Annotated in this window: 16 protein-coding genes; 10 read left to right on the forward strand and 6 right to left on the reverse strand. The window is 56.7% G+C overall.

What is annotated here, in order from left to right:
* Window positions 1–105 precede the first annotated feature (105 nt).
* A complete protein-coding gene (locus ABRZ28_RS14245) occupies window positions 106–936 on the forward strand; it encodes a 5'-nucleotidase, lipoprotein e(P4) family (RefSeq protein WP_319605051.1) in 831 nt (276 codons plus the stop codon).
* A gap of 355 nt (window positions 937–1,291) precedes the next feature.
* On the opposite strand, the gene ABRZ28_RS14250 is transcribed toward ABRZ28_RS14245, so the two are convergent.
* Complete coding sequence (locus ABRZ28_RS14250) at window positions 1,292–2,050, reverse strand: SDR family NAD(P)-dependent oxidoreductase (RefSeq protein WP_319605052.1); 759 nt, start codon at window positions 2,048–2,050, stop codon at window positions 1,292–1,294.
* A gap of 304 nt (window positions 2,051–2,354) precedes the next feature.
* Between ABRZ28_RS14250 and ABRZ28_RS14255 the strand changes: the two genes are divergently transcribed.
* From ABRZ28_RS14255 to ABRZ28_RS14280, 6 genes are all read left to right on the forward strand, one after another.
* The gene (locus tag ABRZ28_RS14255) at window positions 2,355–3,686 is read left to right on the forward strand and encodes an aspartate aminotransferase family protein (RefSeq protein ID WP_330520605.1); all 1,332 of its coding nucleotides are present in this window, start codon (window positions 2,355–2,357) and stop codon (window positions 3,684–3,686) included.
* Between the two features lie 406 nt (window positions 3,687–4,092).
* The gene (locus ABRZ28_RS14260) at window positions 4,093–4,896 is read left to right on the forward strand and encodes an ABC transporter ATP-binding protein (RefSeq protein WP_330520606.1); all 804 of its coding nucleotides are present in this window, start codon (window positions 4,093–4,095) and stop codon (window positions 4,894–4,896) included.
* Window positions 4,886–5,761, forward strand: a complete 876-nt coding sequence (locus ABRZ28_RS14265) for an ABC transporter permease (RefSeq protein ID WP_319605055.1) — start codon at window positions 4,886–4,888, stop codon at window positions 5,759–5,761. Before ABRZ28_RS14260 ends, ABRZ28_RS14265 begins: the two co-directional genes overlap by 11 nt.
* On the forward strand, window positions 5,761–6,864 hold the full coding sequence (locus tag ABRZ28_RS14270) for an ABC transporter permease (protein WP_330520607.1): 1,104 nt from the start codon (window positions 5,761–5,763) through the stop codon (window positions 6,862–6,864). Before ABRZ28_RS14265 ends, ABRZ28_RS14270 begins: the two co-directional genes overlap by 1 nt.
* 143 nt (window positions 6,865–7,007) lie before the next feature.
* Window positions 7,008–8,021 carry an ABC transporter substrate-binding protein gene (locus tag ABRZ28_RS14275; RefSeq protein ID WP_330520608.1) on the forward strand — a complete coding sequence of 338 codons (1,014 nt, stop codon included), beginning with the start codon at window positions 7,008–7,010 and terminating at the stop codon, window positions 8,019–8,021.
* A 190-nt stretch (window positions 8,022–8,211) separates the two neighbouring features.
* Window positions 8,212–8,862 carry a TetR/AcrR family transcriptional regulator gene (locus ABRZ28_RS14280; protein ID WP_319605058.1) on the forward strand — a complete coding sequence of 217 codons (651 nt, stop codon included), beginning with the start codon at window positions 8,212–8,214 and terminating at the stop codon, window positions 8,860–8,862.
* 16 nt (window positions 8,863–8,878) lie between these two features.
* On the opposite strand, the gene ABRZ28_RS14285 is transcribed toward ABRZ28_RS14280, so the two are convergent.
* The 5 genes from ABRZ28_RS14285 to ABRZ28_RS14305 all read right to left on the reverse strand — a co-directional run bounded on the left by ABRZ28_RS14285 (window position 8,879) and on the right by ABRZ28_RS14305 (window position 12,291).
* Window positions 8,879–9,202: a hypothetical protein gene (locus tag ABRZ28_RS14285; protein WP_330520609.1), complete on the reverse strand. Its 324-nt coding sequence runs from the start codon at window positions 9,200–9,202 to the stop codon at window positions 8,879–8,881.
* A 528-nt stretch (window positions 9,203–9,730) separates the two neighbouring features.
* The gene (locus ABRZ28_RS14290; protein ID WP_330520610.1) at window positions 9,731–10,216 is read right to left on the reverse strand and encodes a YrhA family protein; all 486 of its coding nucleotides are present in this window, start codon (window positions 10,214–10,216) and stop codon (window positions 9,731–9,733) included.
* Window positions 10,203–10,676 (reverse strand): YrhA family protein, encoded by a 474-nt coding sequence (locus ABRZ28_RS14295; protein ID WP_330520611.1) that lies wholly within the window; start codon window positions 10,674–10,676, stop codon window positions 10,203–10,205. The genes ABRZ28_RS14290 and ABRZ28_RS14295 overlap by 14 nt, the downstream gene beginning before the upstream one ends.
* Entirely contained in the window at window positions 10,663–11,148 is a 486-nt protein-coding gene (locus ABRZ28_RS14300) for a YrhA family protein (protein ID WP_330520612.1), read from the reverse strand. Before ABRZ28_RS14300 ends, ABRZ28_RS14295 begins: the two co-directional genes overlap by 14 nt.
* A gap of 9 nt (window positions 11,149–11,157) precedes the next feature.
* The gene (locus ABRZ28_RS14305; protein ID WP_502880475.1) at window positions 11,158–12,291 is read right to left on the reverse strand and encodes a DUF8093 domain-containing protein; all 1,134 of its coding nucleotides are present in this window, start codon (window positions 12,289–12,291) and stop codon (window positions 11,158–11,160) included.
* Between the two features lie 556 nt (window positions 12,292–12,847).
* Between ABRZ28_RS14305 and ABRZ28_RS14310 the strand changes: the two genes are divergently transcribed.
* From ABRZ28_RS14310 to hydA, 3 genes are all read left to right on the forward strand, one after another.
* Window positions 12,848–14,263: an NAD(P)-dependent oxidoreductase gene (locus tag ABRZ28_RS14310; RefSeq protein WP_330520614.1), complete on the forward strand. Its 1,416-nt coding sequence runs from the start codon at window positions 12,848–12,850 to the stop codon at window positions 14,261–14,263.
* Window positions 14,256–15,569 (forward strand): NAD-dependent dihydropyrimidine dehydrogenase subunit PreA, encoded by a 1,314-nt coding sequence (preA, locus tag ABRZ28_RS14315; RefSeq protein ID WP_319605066.1) that lies wholly within the window; start codon window positions 14,256–14,258, stop codon window positions 15,567–15,569. The genes ABRZ28_RS14310 and preA overlap by 8 nt, the downstream gene beginning before the upstream one ends.
* A 479-nt stretch (window positions 15,570–16,048) precedes the next feature.
* Complete coding sequence (gene hydA / locus ABRZ28_RS14320; RefSeq protein WP_319605067.1) at window positions 16,049–17,500, forward strand: dihydropyrimidinase; 1,452 nt, start codon at window positions 16,049–16,051, stop codon at window positions 17,498–17,500.
* Window positions 17,501–17,550: the final 50 nt, after the last annotated feature.

The raw sequence follows: 17,550 nt of genomic DNA on the forward strand, positions 1-17,550 counted from the left end.
TCCGCCCGGATATCGTACGCGACTTCAGTCATCTATCGCCCTTCAGAAGCCTGCATGGCGACGCTATATTCGTTTCAAAATAACAGACAGAGAGTTATCCCCCCTATGACAAAATCACGTCTCGAAAAGGCCTCCCTCGGCGCCGCCGTCGGTATTGCATTACTCTCGTTGGTTGGCTGCGCTCAGCAGCCAAAAGACGATCAACAGGCGCAACGGCAGTTGTCGAACCAAATGGTGATGGCGCTGAATTGGTTCCAGCAATCCGGCGAATATCAGGCGCTGGCGCATCAGGCGTTCAATAGCGCGCAACGCGCTTTCGATCAGGCTAAACCGGCCGCCGGCAAGAAAAAGGCCGTGGTCGTCGATCTGGATGAAACCATGCTGGATAACAGCGCCTATTCAGGCTGGATGGCGCAGCAAAACACCTCGTTTGACGTCGAGTACTGGGCTAAATGGTCGCAGGCCGAACAGGCGCTGGCCATTCCGGGAGCGGTGCGGTTCGCCAACTACGTCAATAGCCACGGCGGCACCATGTTCTATGTGTCTAACCGTAAACAGTCGGAATTCGACGCCACCGTCGCCAATATGCAGAAACTGGGCTTTACCGGCATGTCGGCAAAAACCGTCCTGCTTGCGCAGGATTCTTCCAACAAACGGGCTCGTTTCGACAGCATTAAAAACGCCGGTTACGACATCGTCGTCTACGCGGGCGATAACCTGAACGACTTTGGCTCAGCCACGTATCATCAGGATAACGCTCAGCGTCGGTCGTTCGTCAGCGCCAATCAAGACAGGTTCGGCGCCGAGTTCATCGTCTTGCCCAATCCGCTTTACGGCGACTGGGAAAGCGGTCTGGCGCCGGACTATGTCAAGATGACGCCGCAGCAAAAACTCCAGGTGCGCGCGCAAGCGATCCGCGCCTGGCGCGACCGGTAAGCGGCTTTCCGGATACTGTGTCGCGCACCTGCCGTCAAACCGCTTTCTTCCGGCGGACTCTCACCCCCGTCATTCCTGCCTGCACGGGGATTGGGGCAGCAGGGACGGAAAGCCCGTCATTCCTGCGCAGGCAGGAATCAGTCAAGGGCCGTCTACGGTTTCAGCGGGCGATCCCCGCCTACTGCCGCGGGGATGACGGAGGTTGGAGCCTCGGCAGTAGGCGGAGGTTGGAGCCTCGGGGATGACGGAGGTTGGAGCCGCGGGAGCGGCGGGGTTGAGGCAGCGGGGCCGGAAAGCCCGTCATTCCTGCGCAGGCAGGAATCAGTCAAGGGTCGTCTACGGTTTTTCGCCGGGCTCAATCGCGATCGATGGCGAAGGCGGACCATGCCTGCCGTACCGGCATGACTTCAATCCGGTTGATATTCATATGGTCCGGCAGGGTCGCAATCATGTAAATCTGTCCGGCGATGTCCTCGGCGGTGAGCGGCGTGGTGCCGCGGTACAATTTGTCCGACGCCGCCTGATCGCCTTTGGTTCTCACCAGCGTAAATTCCGTTTCCGCGATGCCGGGCGCCAAATCGGTTACCCGTACGCCGGTGCCTTGCAGATCGCAGCGCAGGTTATAACTGAACTGTTTCACGAAGGCTTTTGACGCGCCGTAAACGTGGCTGCCCGGATACGGCCATTGTCCGGCAATAGAGCCGAGATTGATGATGCTGGCGCCTTTGCCGGTTTCAATCAGCGTGGGTAATAGCGCATGGGTGACGTTGACCAGTCCGGTGACGTTGGTGTCGATCATGGTGTGCCAGTCTTCCAGAGCAACCTTTTGCGCGGCATGAGGCGCCAGCGCCAGACCGGCATTATTGACCAGGGTTTTCACCGCCTTAAACTCGGCCGGCAGCGTGTCGACCAGAGTTTTGACCGCCTGCGCGTCTCTGACGTCCAGCGCGGAATAGTAGACCGGAACCTTGCCCGACAGCTCGTCCGACAGTGCTTTCAATCGTTCTTCCCGCCGTCCGGTAAGGATCAACGACCACCCATTGGCTGCAAAATGGTGTGCCGCTGCCTGGCCGAATCCGGAGGTTGCCCCGGTGATAAACACAATATTCTGCATTGAAAACGCCCCTCTGAATAAAATTTGATAACCCGTGTTTTTAACCTGATGCGGGCAGCTTTCCGCCCCCGCTTCGCCACTTTACGGAGAGGAAAACATCTCCGACAAGGCCAGTTGAACGGAATCGGTGGGACAAACTGGCCCAGAGTTATTCGCGATCTGGCTCTATCAACGGCGGCGTTTTTGTCCCTAGTCTGATTTTGCAATACACATTGATCACATTGCGTTACCTCGCCGCGCCTGACCGGAGCGATATTGAACGATGGGGACGTTGTATGTGCCGCGTAATGATGAGGATAAGAAGATGACCCATAAGAATGAAGCCGCGTTGTCCAATGACTACGTCCGTCAACTGGACAGGCAGTACGTTTTTCACTCCTGGTCAACGCAAGGGGCGCTGAACCCGATGGTGATTGCGGGCGGCGAAGGTTGCCGCCTCTGGGATTATGCGGGGAAATCCTATCTGGATTTCAGCAGCCAGTTAGTGAACACCAATATCGGTCACCAGCATCCGAAAGTGATTGCGGCCATCAAGGCTCAGGCGGAATCGCTGGCGACTATCGCCCCGGCGACGGCCAATCTAGCGCGCGGCGAAGCGGCGAAACGCATCGTGGCCCGCGCGCCGGATAAATTCAACAAAGTGTTTTTCACCAACGCGGGCGCGGACGCCAATGAAAACGCCATCCGTATGGCGCGCCTGTTCACCGGCAGAGACAAAGTGCTGTCCGGCTATCGTTCTTATCATGGCAATACCGGCAGCGCGATTGGCGCGACCGGCGACTGGCGGCGTTTGCCCAATGAATATTCCCGTGGTCATGTTCACTTTTTCACTCCCTATCTGTATCGCAGCGAATTCATGGCGAAAACGGCGGAAGAAGAGTGCGAGGCGGCGCTGCGTCACCTGCGCCGCATCATTGAGTGCGAAGGACCGAACACCATTGCCGCCATTTTGCTGGAAACCATTCCGGGTACCGCGGGGATCCTGGTGCCGCCCGCCGGTTATTTGCCGGGCGTGCAGGCGCTGGCCAACGAGTTCGGCATCGTACTGATTATGGATGAAGTCATGGCCGGTTTCGGCCGGACCGGCTCCTGGTTTACGTTCCAGCATTACGGCGTCGAACCTGATCTGATCACCTTTGCCAAAGGGGTGAACTCCGGTTACGTGCCGGCGGGCGGCGTGCTGATTTCCGATCCGATCGCCCATTTCTTCGATACGCGCATGTTCCCCGGCGGTTTGACCTATTCCGGTCATCCCCTGGCGATGGCCGCCATCGTGGCGACGCTGGATGCGATGGAAGAGGAAAAAATCGTGGAAAACGCCGCCAAAATCGGCGACGGCATACTGGCGGACGGCTTGCGCAAGCTAGGCGAGAAATACGCCATTATCGGCGAGGTGCGCGGCATCGGCCTGTTCCATGCGTTGGAGCTGGTTTCCGATCCGGTGAGTAAGACGCCGCTGCCTGCCGCCGCCATGGGCGAGTTTAAAGCGCAACTGCTTGATAAAGGGCTATTGGGTTTTGTGGCTGAAAACCGTCTGCATGTGGTGCCGCCCTGTATCGTGACCGAGGATGAGGTGACGCAGGCGCTGGGAATCATTGATGAAGCGCTCGCCGAGCTAAACGCGAAGTTTTCCTGATGTCCTTTTCATGCGCCATGCCGGTTTCGCGTGGCGCATGTTTTCCTCGTCCCCGCAAGATCCCGCCGGCGATTCGCTTTCGCCGCTTATCCTAAAGTCCTCTGTCGACTTCGCATCTTGTCCGCCAGAGAGGCTCAATTCTTCCCCCGCATCAAACCAATCTATACGTTTTACCTATGCATCTTGCGCCAAATGGAGGCAAACAGGCGGCTATTTGCACCAAATGTGTTTTTCCGTATCTCGGTTGCAGGGCGAATTCCCCTGTCATTCGTGGGGTTGGGCGCAGAACAAAACGTTGGCATGAAAATGGCATCCGTTTAATCAGAAACCTAACCAAATAGTCAGAAACCGCCAATATAGGACAACCGGTATGAGCCAACCAATGTATGCAGATGAGCTACCACTCATGACGACGACATCGGCCCCGAGTACGGCTAGACCGGCAATCGTCGTACATGATGCGAATGTGATTTATCCGGCGGCGGATAAGCCGGTACACGCGTTGAAAGATATTAATCTGACCATTCGTCAGGGCGAGTTCGTTTCCTTCATCGGGCCTTCCGGCTGCGGCAAAACCACATTGCTGCGGGTGATTGCCGACCTGGAGCCGATCACCTCCGGCGAGGTTCTGGTCAATGATATGACGCCTTCGGAAGCCCGGCAGGCGCGCGCCTACGGCTACGTGTTCCAGGCGCCCGTGTTGCTGCCGTGGCGTACCGTGCTGGCTAACGTCATGCTGCCGTTGCAGATTCAGGGCGCCATGCCGGTGCGCTGTGAAGAGATTGCGCGCGAACAGCTGGCGCGGGTCGGTCTGAGCGGGTTCGAGAAAAAATATCCCTGGCAGCTGTCCGGCGGTATGCAGCAGCGGGCGTCCATTGCGCGCGCCCTGGGATTCGAGCCCAAGATTCTGATGATGGACGAGCCCTTCGGCGCGCTGGATGAGCTGACCCGCGATAATCTGAACCAGCAGTTGCAGCAGCTCTGGTACAACGAGCAGCGCACGATGGTGTTCGTCACTCACTCCATTGCCGAAGCGGTCTATCTGTCCACCCGCATCGTTATTATGTCGCCCCGTCCCGGCCGTATCGTCAAAATCATCGACTCGCCCTTGCCCCACGAGCGGGATCTGTCTATGCGCGATACGCCGGAATTCATTCGTCTGGCTCAGGAAGTGCGTGAAGCGCTAATCGAGGGACACCATGAACATTGATGCGCTACGTTACCGGGCCTTCCCGGTGGCCGTGATTATCGCCGCGGCGCTGGTGTTCTGGTATCTGCTGGCGATTGCGTTGAACGCGCAGGGCGCGATTGAACGCAGCCTTGCCGCCGACTGGGGCTGGCGCGAACTGGTGCAGACCACGCTGAATATGACGCGTCCGGTATTGCCTACGCCGCATCAGATTCTGGCCGATATCTGGGCCAGCCTGACGAAATGGCCGCTGACCTCGCCGCGTAATCTGTTGCTGCACGCCTGGGTGACGGCCAGCGCCGCCCTGACCGGCTTTGTGATGGGCGTCGTGCTGGGGCTGGCGCTGGCCATTTGCATCGTGCATTCCCGCACGCTGGATAAAGCGCTGCTGCCGTGGATTGTGGCATCGCAAACGGTGCCGGTGCTGGCGATTGCGCCGATTGTGCTGATTATTCTGGGTAGTCTGGGGATCACCGGCCTGCTGCCGAAAGCCACGATCGCCATGTATCTCTGCTTTTTCCCGGTCACCATCGCCACCGTGCAGGGGCTGCGTTCGCCGCAGAAACTGGAAATGGAGCTGGTGTATACCTATGCCGCCAGCCGTATCGATACCTTCTGGATGGTTCGGCTGCCCTCCGCCTTGCCTTATCTGTTCCCGGCTTTCCGGGTGGCGATCGCCAGCGGTCTGGTCGGCACCATGGTGGCGGAACTGCCGACGGGCGCGCAGGCCGGTCTGGGCGCCCGCTTGTTAACCGGTTCTTATTACGGCAATACCATTCAGATTTGGTCTGCTTTGGTGATGGCTTCTTTACTGGGGTTGTTCCTGACCGCGTTGGTCAGCCTGACGGAATATGCCGTCATGTCGCGTCGTAAAGGAGGTCAGTGATGCGTAAATCCGTTACCGGCGGTTTGGGACTGGTCGTCGCGCTGATCGCGACATTCATGGGGCTGGGGCAGTTGATCCCCGGCGGCGCGGCGCAAACCGGCCTCACGCAGATGGTGGTCATCGAACTGCTGTTGCTGTGCGCGGCGTTGCTGGCGCTGTATCCCTCTTCATCCTCGTGGTTGCCGGTTTTGATGAGCGCGCTGATTGTCGCGGCGGCCGCAATGCTGATTCAACCCGGCGCGCTGGCGCAGCCCAATGCCGTGTACTGGCTGGCGGTATCGGCGCTGGCGCTGCTGGCGTGCCACAGCGTGCAGCGTCTGGCGAACAGCAACAGCAAAAAGCTGCCGGCCGGCACGGTCGCCGCGCTGTTCGGCGCCTGGGTGATTTATTTCTGGCAACTGCTGGTCACGGTGTTCGCCGTGCCTCAGGTACTGCTGCCGACGCCGATCGATATTGTCCGCGCGTTGTATGACAACGCCGGGCTGCTGGCGGGCGATTTTGTGCAAACGGTACTGAAATCGGTGTTGGTCGGCTACCTGCTGGGCAGCGGCATGGGCATCGCGGCGGGCATTCTGATCGATCGGCTGCCATTCCTGCAACGCGGACTGTTGCCGCTGGCCAACCTGACCAGCACCATCCCGCTGGTGGGCGTGGCGCCGATTGCGGTGATGTGGTTCGGCTTTGACTGGCCTTCCAAAGCGGCGGTCATTGTGCTGGTGACGTTCTTTCCCGCGCTGGTCAGCACGCTGGCCGGGCTACAGGCCAACAGCAAACTGGAGCGGGAACTGATGTATTGTTACGCCGCCTCGCCGCGCGCCACCCTGAGAGTCCTGCGCTTACCGGCGGCGCTCCCTTTTATTTTCGGCGCGCTTAAGGTCAACGCCACGCTGGCGATGATCAGCGCGATTGTCGCCGAATATTTCGGATCCCCCACGGCGGGGCTGGGTTTTCGTATCTCAACCGAGGCGGCCCGTATGCATATGCCCACCGTGTGGGCGGCGATTGTGGTCGCTTCCGTGGTGGGATCGCTGTTTTATGCGCTGCTGGTCTGGTTGGAAAGAAAAGTGAATTTCTGGCATCCCTCAGTGCGCGGAGAGTCGTAAGCGGCAAGCCATCATCGTTATCCGCAGACGTCGCCGCCAAAGGACTGTTTGAAAAAACCTTGTAGTTCAAAAGATAGTGTTATTCAGCAAGATGGTGTTGTTAAGCGCATGGGTGTATTTCACCTTAACCCGAGGATACGCATATGAGAGATCGTTCTGCCTTTCGCAAGTGCCTTATTGTGGCCGCCACGACGTTGGCATTGTCGCTGACCGCCGGCGCTTATGCCGCCGAGAAAATCACGCTTCAGCTTAAATGGTTACCGCAGGCGCAGTTTGCGGGCTACTATGTGGCGCAGGCCAAGGGCTATTACAAAGATGCCGGGCTGGATGTCACCATCAAGCCGGGGGGAACCGATATTTCTCCGGTACAGGTCATCGCCGGCAGGTCGGCGGACGTCATCGTCAACTGGATGCCCGATGCGCTGGCGGCGCGCGAGTCCGGAGTGCCGTTGGTGAATATCGCCCAGATATTCGATCGTTCCGGCATGATGCTGACCTGCCGGACATCGACAGGCATCAAGACGCCGGCGGACTTGAAAGGCAAAACGCTGGGCGTCTGGTTTGGCGGCAATGAATATCCTTTCTTCAACTGGATGCACAAGCTGGGTTATAAACCGGATAGCGACATCAAAGTGCTGAAGCAGGGCTTTAACGTCGATCCGCTATTGCAGAATCAGGCCGCCTGTATTTCCGCCATGAACTACAACGAATACTGGCAGTTGATTGACGCCGGGATGAAGCAGAGCGATCTGATTTCGTTCCCGTATGAAGATCAGGGCGTCTCCACCCTGGAAGATGGGCTGTATGTGCTGGAATCCAGCCTGAAAGATCCGGCTTTTGTGGCGAAAATGGCTAAATTCCTGCAAGCCAGTTATAAAGGCTGGAACGAGGCGGTAAATAATCCGGCCGAAGCGGCGGAAATCGTTGTGAACGAGGATACGTCCGGCTCGGCGCTGGTGGAGGTTCAGCAGCGGCAGATGGAAAACGTCGCCAAGCTGATTACCAACGCCAACTCGCCGAAAATTGGCTATCTGGAGCCAGCCGCCTATCGGCGTACCGTGGACGTCTTGCTGAGCGGCGGTAGCGCCTCGGTGATCAAGAAAGACCCCGGCGACGGCGCCATGACCCACGTGGTCTGGGAAGCGGCGGCGAAGTAACGGTCGCGCCGGCAGGACGGAAAGCAGGCCGCTCTTTTGAGAGAGAAAACGCAGAGCGGCGTCTGCTTAACGCCGTATCCGCAGGTCATTCCCGCCCATCCCCGCCGTCTATTGCGGGGATGGCGGCGGGCGACGGCGCGGTGAACGGCGGGGCAGGATTCCGTCGGCAACCTGACTAAGAAGGGAAAAGATGCTGACAAGCGCATTAACCGATGAATCGGCAAAAGGCCGTATCCGGCTTGATAATGAAGCCATGATCCTGCTGGCCGCAGAGCATGTATTTGCCCGTTTTGGTTTTAAAGGCGCCACCATGGCGCAGATAGCCGACGAGGCGAATCTGCCGAAACCGAATCTTCACTACTATTTCGGCAACAAGCAGAATCTGTATTTACGGGTACTGGACGGCATCTTGTACGACTGGTTGTCGCCGTTGGAACATTTCCGGCCGCAGGCCGACCCGCGTACCGTTATCGAACGGTATGTGCGGCAAAAAATGGTACTCACCTTTGAACGTCCCTACGCTTCCAAGCTGTTTGCCAATGAACTGCTGCAAGGCGCGCCGATGGTGCATGAAATATTGCAAACGCAGTTACACGACCTGGTCGCCAGCAAGGCGGCGGTGGTGGACGGCTGGATCGAACAGGGGCTGCTATTGCCGCTGGACAGCAAACACTTCTTTTTCTCTATCTGGGCGATGACGCAAACCTATGCGGATTTTGATATCCAGATTGCCGCCGTGCTCGGTGAAGACGCCTATGCGCCGGGAATACGTCAGCGTGCGATCGATCATGTGCTGACCTGTGTGTTCAGAATGTGTGGGTTGGATACCGCTGAATTGTAGTACATCGGCAGTTGGTTTAAGCGTGCTCAAATCTTTGGCTGACGGTATCATAGACAAAGGTATCGGTGCCGTCTTCGCGAATCACGATCAGCCCGTCCATGCTGTCGTTGTAGAGTTCGGGGATTAATGTCAGCCAGTCGTTGTTTTCTTTTAACCGGTTGTATTCTGAAGACTCTTCATCGCTCTCTATGCCACAAATACGCGTGCCGTCAATTTCAAAACCATCCGTTAACCGGACAAAGGCGCCGTATTCCCGCCAGAAATGGGGCTGGTCAATGGCAATCTTGCGGCCGAAGTCGTAATAAGGCAGCAGCCCCAGATAGCCCTGTCTCTTAGTCACATATTTACCGATAACGGTATATGTAGGCTCAGTGTTATTTCGTGCGCGAGAAGGCCGTCATTTCTCTGCGATGTCGCAGCACGCGCCCGACGCAGGGTGGTTCAAGCGCCACCACCCTACGAACCCGGGCTTGTGGCTGAAATCACGTCGCTGACGCGATGCCTTCGGCGGTCGCCCCCTTTCCCGAACCGCTAGTGACGGAATACTCGTCTCATCCCTGAGACTCGCCCTACCGGGCCAGCGCAAGCGCTGTTCAAAAACGCTCCCGGCGTTTTTGTCCGACGCGGCATTGGCTTGCGCCGCTTCCCTGCGGCGCATTCGCGGGGGCGTCCACCTCAGCGTGATTTCTTACGCCGACGAAAAGCAAAAAACAAAGAATCAAGAATGAACCCAAGACCAGAATACACATGGCCTCTAGAGGTTCCCTGCATTTGTGTATAAGAGACAGGATAGCCGGGGGTTTTCGGATAGCCCAGTTGATCGGCCAGCCTGTGCAACATGATTACGACAGCTTCAATTTCTGTCATATTATTGGTTTACATCCATAAGCTGTTTTACCAGTTCCGCCAACAGCTCGGCCAGCGTGCCGTAGCTAGAATACGCTGTGTCTATAGCTATGCGATCCCGCGCTTCAAATCTTTGGCTGGCGGTATCATAGACAAAGGTATCGGTGCCGTCTGCGCCAATCACGATCAGCCCGTCCATGCTGTCGTTGTAGAGTTCGGGGATTAATGTCAGCCAGTCATTGTTTTCTTTTAACCGGTTGTATTCTAAAACCCCATGGTTTTCGATGCCATGAATACGCGTGCCGTCAATTTCAAAACCATCCGTTAACCGGACAAAGGCGCCGTATTCCCGCCAGAAATGGGGCTGGTCAATGGCAATCTTGCGGCCGAAATCATAATAAGGCAGCGGCCCCTGATAGCCGGCGTTTTTTTGATAGTCCAATTGATCGGCCAGCCTGTGCAACATGATTACGACAGCTTCAATGTCGGTCATATTATTGCTCTGCATCCATAAGCCGTTTCACCAGTTCCGCCAACAGTTCTGCCAGCGTGTTATAGCTCGAATAGGCGTCTTCTATTCTAATGCGATCCCGCGCTTCAAATCTTTGGCTGGCGGTATCATAGACAAAGGTATCTGTGCCGTTTTCGCCAATCACGATCAGCCCGTCCATGCTGTCGTTGTAGAGTTCGGGGATTAATGTCAGCCAGTCGTTGTTATCTTTTAACCGGTTGTATTCTGAAGACTCTTCATCGCTCTCTATGCCACAAATACGCGTGCCGTCAATTTCAAAACCATCCGCTAACCGGACAAAGGCGCCGTATTCCCGCCAGAAATGGGGTTGGTCAATGGCAATCTTGCGGCCGAAATCATAATAAGGCAGCGGACCCTGATAGCCGGGGGTTTTCGGATAGCCTAGTTGATCGGCCAGCCTATTTATCATGATCACTACCGCTTCAATTTCGGTCATATTCTTGGTTTACATCCATAAGCTGTTTTACCAGTTCCGCCAACAGCTCGGCCAGCGTGTTATAGCTCGAATAGGCGTCTTCTATTCTAATGCGATCCCGCGCTTCAAATCTTTGGCTGACGGTATCATAGACAAAGGTATCGGTGCCGTCTGCGCCAATCACGATTAGGCCGTCCATACGCTCATCGTAGAGGTCGGGGACTAATGTCAGCCAGTCATTGTTTTCTTTTAACCGGTTGTATTCTGAAGAACCATAGTTTTCGATGCCATGGATGCGCGTGCCGTCAATTTCAAAGCCATCCGTTAACCGGACAAAGGCGCCGTATTCCTGCCAGAAATGGGGCTGGTCAATGGCAATCTTGCGGCCGAAATCATAATAAGGCAGCGGATCCTGATAGCCGGGGTTTTTTTGATAGTCCAACTGATCGGCCAGCCTGTGCAACATGATTACGACAGCTTCAATTTCGGTCATATTATCACCTTATGGATAAACTAGTCCTTGCGGTAAAACCCATAGTACTTCTTGGGATTCACCATATTTTATATTTTGACTTATGCGTTTCTGTGCAGTCGTGAACATAGCATGCTCAGGGTTATTTCTGATTAACACTAAATTATTAAAATCATTGCTGCCGCTATCATCCAAAGGCAGCTTATGGTGTACGGACCAATTGTCTGGCACACTCCCTCTTTTCATTCTTGCTAAATCATCGGGAGTAAAACCGCGTTTTAATATTTCGGGATGGTTCGCCAGGGATTTAATAAAGTTTTTTCTTACTTTATTTTTGAACTCTTGCCGCAGAAACTGCCGTTCCGCTATTGGCCTTCGCTTATAGATCATTTTAACTACGTCGACATTCTTTAATAAATTCGGCTGTTTTTTATAGCTACCCAGATAATTTTTTAATTTTTCCAGTTCCGCCGCCGACTCCATTCTTTTGAATCCGACCAATGCGGATAGCGCGATCAGCGATCCTACCGTCTGTGGATTATAAACCTGTTCAAAGCCATCGGACGCTTCCCCGCCGAGTTGGCGGGCCGTTTGCGCAAAACCGTCAACATTTTGATTAATCACGCCGCCGGCGGCCAGTAAACGACCGACGTTTTTACTGTTCAACGTGGACAGCCCGGTCGACGAGCCTTCTATTCCTCTCTGAATATCACGCTGTGTCGGCCTGGGGCGGCCGGCATGATGAAAACAAGAGCCGACGGCGGATTCGTAATAATCGATAATCTGTTTCGCGCCGTTGAAGCTAAAAGCAGTAGGGTCGTTACATTTTAACGCGCCCGTTTCATCAATATAGAAAGGATGCAACGTACTTTCCCAGTAGCCTTTTTCATCATTGATGAACACCGCTTCGCCGCGATGGAGCATATCGAATAACCGACCGGCGGACGGCGAATGTCCCGCCGGGGTGGAAAAACTGTTGAGCAAGCGGCGGGTCATATCGATTTGCCGATAAAACAAGCCGGCGTTTGCCGTGCGGTAGCGGTCGAATTCATATTCCGCACTGAGATAAGCCCAGGCGGAAGCGGGATACACAATATATTGAAAGCGCTCTGGTAAGGGCAGGTTATCGTACAGATGATGAAGTCTGGCGTCGGGAAAATACATACCGGTTCCTTGTGGTAGGTTGCGCTCGTTCCTTTAATAAAGAGGATTATAGAGAAACCAGGCTCCTATTCAATTCTTTTAAATACAATGATTTATTTTTGATTTATTTCCCTGCTTACTTTTCACATTGCGATCTATTCCAAAAGACGGCGGCCTCTTCGCAAGGTGTGAGACTGGAGAGCGTTTATCCATTCAGCCTTCTTCCCCGGCAGCACAAAAATAGCGCAACAAATTAAGGATATCGGCTGCCTTGCACCTGAATTGGTCAAAGTTTGTTCTTATGGCTCAAGGTAAATATTTTTAACTTGTTGTTTTATTTGTTTTTTATTTTACGTGCGGAAATGGCACATAAATCGCATGGTTAGTTTGGAAAACTTAACCATTTGGTCAAGATTCTTTGGAAGGTGTGGCGCCACCGGACTTTCTCTTCATTCGACGTTAGCGGGAGAACCACTATGAGCCATCGAAAGCAAGGCGATACGAGCAAACGGTTGAGCGGTTTACCGATGCTTTGCCCTCGTGACCCTGATGTTAACCAACCAGAGGAGGGAGCCGAATGACAACATCATTCCCGCCCGGCATTGATACGCCGGGTATTCAGTCCGGACGACTCAGCGATGCGCAGTACGCGGACAATTTCAGCGACAGCGTCGCCCCGCTTGGCAAAATTCAGGCGGTGATTGAGGCGGAACGCTGCTACTACTGCTACGACGCGCCCTGTACCCGCGCATGCCCGGCGGATATTGATGTGCCGAGCTTTATTCATCGTATCGCGCAGGAAAACGTGCGCGGCGCGGCCGAAGCCATTCTGAGCGAAAACGTGCTGGGCGGTATGTGCGCCAGAGTGTGTCCGACCGAAACCTTGTGCGAACAGGCCTGCGTGCGTAATCAGCAGGACGGCAAGCCGGTGCGGATCGGCCTGCTTCAGCGCTACGCCACCGATAGCTATCTCTCCAATCCGGGACAGCCGCTGTTCACCCGCGCGACATCAACCGGCAAAAAAGTGGCGGTGGTGGGCGCCGGCCCGGCCGGATTAACGGCCGCGCATCGTCTGGCGCAATGCGGACACCATGTGGTGGTGTTCGACGCCAGAGAAAAACCGGGCGGTCTGAATGAGTATGGTCTGGCGGCTTACAAAACGACCGACGATTTCGCTCAGCGGGAAATCGCCTGGCTGTTGTCCATCGGCGGCATCGAACTGCGCCTTAACCAACGGCTGGGGCAGGACATCACGCTGGATAAGCTGCGCGCGGATTACGACGCCGTTTTTCTCGGCATGGGATTAGGCGGCGTCAATGCGCTGGGCATCGCCGAAACGCCGCTGGAAGGCGTTCGCGAGGCGGTTGATTTTATTGCTGAATTACGTCAGGCCCCGCGCCCCGGCGCGGTGGCGGTCGGTCGCAGCGTGGTGGTGATTGGCGGCGGTATGACGGCGGTCGACGCCGCGGTGCAGGCCAAAAAACTGGGCGCGCGTGAAGTCACCATGGTGTATCGCCGCGGCGAAGCGGACATGAAAGCTTCCGCGCATGAGCAGGCGTGGGCGAAAACCAATGACGTCACCCTCCGTTACTGGTCGGCGCCTCTGGCTATTCATGGCGAAGATAATCGCGTCACCGGCGTGTCGTTTAGCGTGATGCAATCGCAGGATGGGGCGCTTGTCGCGACCGGCGAAACCTTCACCTTACCGGCCGACATGGTGCTAAAGGCCATTGGCCAGACCTATGACGCCAGCGCGACGCAGAGCGCCATCGTTTTGAAGAACGGCCGCATCGCCGCCGATGAAGAGGGCCGCACCTCGCTGCCCGGCGTCTGGGCCGGGGGCGACTGCTGCGCCGACGGTCTGGATTTAACCGTGGACGCGGTGCGGCAGGGCAAAGCGGCGGCGGCGTCGATAGACGCGATACTGCGTCCTTTCGCCAACCCGTCCGTCAACCATAAACCTTCAATCCGCGGGGAGTACTCACATGGCTGATATCAGCAGCGACTTTTTAGGTATCAAAAGCCCGAATCCTTTCTGGCTGGCTTCCGCTCCGCCCACTGATAAGGAATACAACGTCGTGCGGGCGTTCGAAGCGGGTTGGGGCGGCGTCGTGTGGAAAACGCTGGGTCAGGATCCGCATGTGGTGAACGTCAACGGGCCGCGCTACGGCACACTGCGCACCACCGACCGCCGCATTATCGGTTTGAACAATATCGAGCTGATCACCGACCGATCGCTGGAAACCAATCTGGAAGAGATTGCCCGCGTGAAGCGCAACTGGCCCGACCGGGCGATGATCGTCTCGATTATGGTGCCTTGCGAAGAGGACGCCTGGAAAAGCATTCTGCCGCTGGTGGAACAGACGGGCGCGGACGGCATCGAACTGAACTTCGGTTGTCCGCACGGCATGAGCGAACGCGGCATGGGCGCGGCGGTGGGGCAGGTGCCGGAATATATCGAAATGGTCACCCGCTGGTGCAAGCAGTATTGCAGCCTGCCGGTGATCGTCAAACTGACGCCGAACATCACGGATATTCGCTATCCGGCGCGCGCGGCGCGGCAAGGCGGCGCTGACGCCGTATCCTTGATTAACACCATCAACTCGGTGATAGGCGTGGATCTGGACCAGATGGTTATGACCCCCAACACCGGCGGCAAAGGTTCGCACGGCGGTTACTGCGGTCCGGCGGTGAAGCCGATCGCCCTGAATATGGTGGCGGAAATCGCGCGCGACGAACAAACGCGCGGATTGCCGATGTCCGGCATTGGCGGCGTCTCCACCTGGCGCGACGCCGCCGAGTTTATCTCGCTGGGCTGCGGCACGGTACAGGTCTGCACCGCGGTGATGGTGCAGGGTTTTCAGATTGTGCGCGACATGATAAGCGGCCTGTCCAACTTTATGGACGAGCGGGGCTACCGCACGCTGGAAGATTTCCGCGGACGCGCCGTCGGCTCAGTCAGCGACTGGCGCTACCTGAACCTGAATCACATCGACAAAGCGGTCATCGATCAGGAGAAGTGCATCAAATGCGGACGCTGTCATCTGGCCTGTGAAGATACCTCGCATCAGGCGATCACCAACATGAAAAACGGCGAACGCCATTATGAAGTGAAGGAAGAGGAGTGCGTGGGCTGCAATCTGTGCGTCTCCATTTGTCCGGTCGAGGACTGTATTTCCATGCGCAGCCTGCAACCGGGCGAGGTGGATTTGCGTACCGGCAAGACGGTGAGCGGCGAGTACGCCAACTGGACGACGCATCCGAATAACCCGATGGCGACGACGGCCGGCACGGTGTGAGTAAGCCTGCTCCATCTTGGCTTACCCCACCCCGACCCTCCCCTTCGCCAGTCTCTTATACACAAATGCAGGAGCGCTGACGGAGGTGGCTGTTACGCGGCGTAAAAAATTATGCTGAGGAGATAGCAGGCTTAGGATGAGCCGCATGGATGCGGCGAAAGCTTGCGCCACGTCGGGAACGTGTCGCAAGCGGTCCGTTAAGCCTGATACCGACGAAGGCACCGCGCAGCGGCATAATTTAGCCGCAAGCCCGGGTTCATAGGGGGCTGGCGCTTGAGCCCCCTATGTCGGGCGCGTGCTACGACGTAGCATGGAAATGGCGGCATTGTGGCGCACGAAACTGCCTCTGAGTCCGCATAAAAATGTGACTAAGAGACAGGGCAAGGGGGAGGCAGCGAGGGTGGCGGCAGGCGAAGGGGCATTAACGGCAAAGCGCCTGACTTTAAGCGGTCAGAACCAGCAATAGCGAGGGGTAAATAATGAGTCATAACCTGTTAATCAAAGGCGGTACGGTCGTCAATGCCGATCGGGAATTTCGTGCCGATGTGCTCTGTGCGGACGGCGTGATCGTGGCTGTCGGCGAGGACGCCGCCCGCGACGCGCCGGCAGGGACTGAGACGATCGACGCCGGCGGCATGTATGTGATGCCGGGCGGCATCGATCCGCATACCCATATGAATTTCCCTTTTATGGGGACGGTCACGGTAGACGATTTCTACAGCGGCACCGCGGCGGGGCTGGCGGGCGGCACCACCACCATTATCGACTTTGTGATCCCCAACCCGCGGCAACCGCTGATGGACGCCTACCGTCAATGGCGCGGCTGGGCGGAAAAAGCGGCGTCCGACTATAGCTTCCATGTCGCCATCACCTGGTGGGATGAGAGCGTCCACCGCGATATGGGTACGCTGGTGAACGAAGAGGGCGTCAACAGCTTCAAGCACTTTATGGCCTATAAGAATGCCATCATGTGCGACGACGAAACGCTGATGAACAGCTTTCGCCGCTCGCTGGAGCTGGGGGCGATGCCGACCGTCCACGCCGAAAACGGCGAAATGGTGTTTCTGTTACAGCAGGAGATCATGAAGCGCGGCATCACCGGGCCGGAGGGGCATCCGCTGTCGCGTCCGCCGGAAGTGGAAGGGGAAGCGGCCAGTCGCGCCATCTCCATCGCCAACGTGCTGGGCGTGCCGATTTATGTGGTGCATGTCTCCTGCCAGGAGTCGGCCGAAGCGATAGCCCGCGCCCGGGCGCGCGGCCAGCGGGTTTACGGCGAAGTGCTGGCCGGTCATCTGGTGATTGACGACAGCGTGTACCGCGATGCGGATTTCGTCAAAGCCGCCGCTCACGTCATGAGTCCGCCGTTCCGGCCTAAAGCGCATCAGGAATCGCTGTGGCGCGGATTGCAATCCGGTCAGTTGCACACCACCGCCACCGATCACTGCACCTTCTGCGCCAGCCAGAAAGCCGCCAGCAAGGGCGATTTCACCAAAATCCCTAACGGCTGCGGCGGCGTGGAAGAGCGTCTGGCGGTTATCTGGGATGCCGGGGTGAATACCGGACGCCTCACCCCCAGCGAATTCGTGGCGATCACCTCCGCCAATACCGCCCGTCTGTTCAATATCTACCCGCGTAAAGGCCGGGTTGCGGTCGGGGCCGACGCCGACCTGGTGGTCTGGGATCCCAATGGCAGTAAAACCCTGTCGGCCAAAACGCATCATTCAAGAAACGATTTCAACGTCTTTGAAGGGCGCACGGTACGGGGTATTCCGCGATATACCGTCAGTCAGGGGACGCTGGTCTGGGCCGATGGCGATCTGCGCGCGCGGGAAGGCGCGGGTCGTTACATCAAGCGCCCTGCCTTTAACGCGGATTTTAGCGCCTGCGCCCTGCGGGAACGTCTGTCGGCGCCCACGGCCGTCTCGCGTTGAGCTGAACATCGTTGCGAGTAAGAAGGTAACTTCACTCTACCTATGAGGAA

Origin of the sequence: Brenneria sp. g21c3, assembly GCF_040240345.1 — a bacterium.
Taxonomy (GTDB): Bacteria; Pseudomonadota; Gammaproteobacteria; order Enterobacterales; family Enterobacteriaceae; genus Brenneria.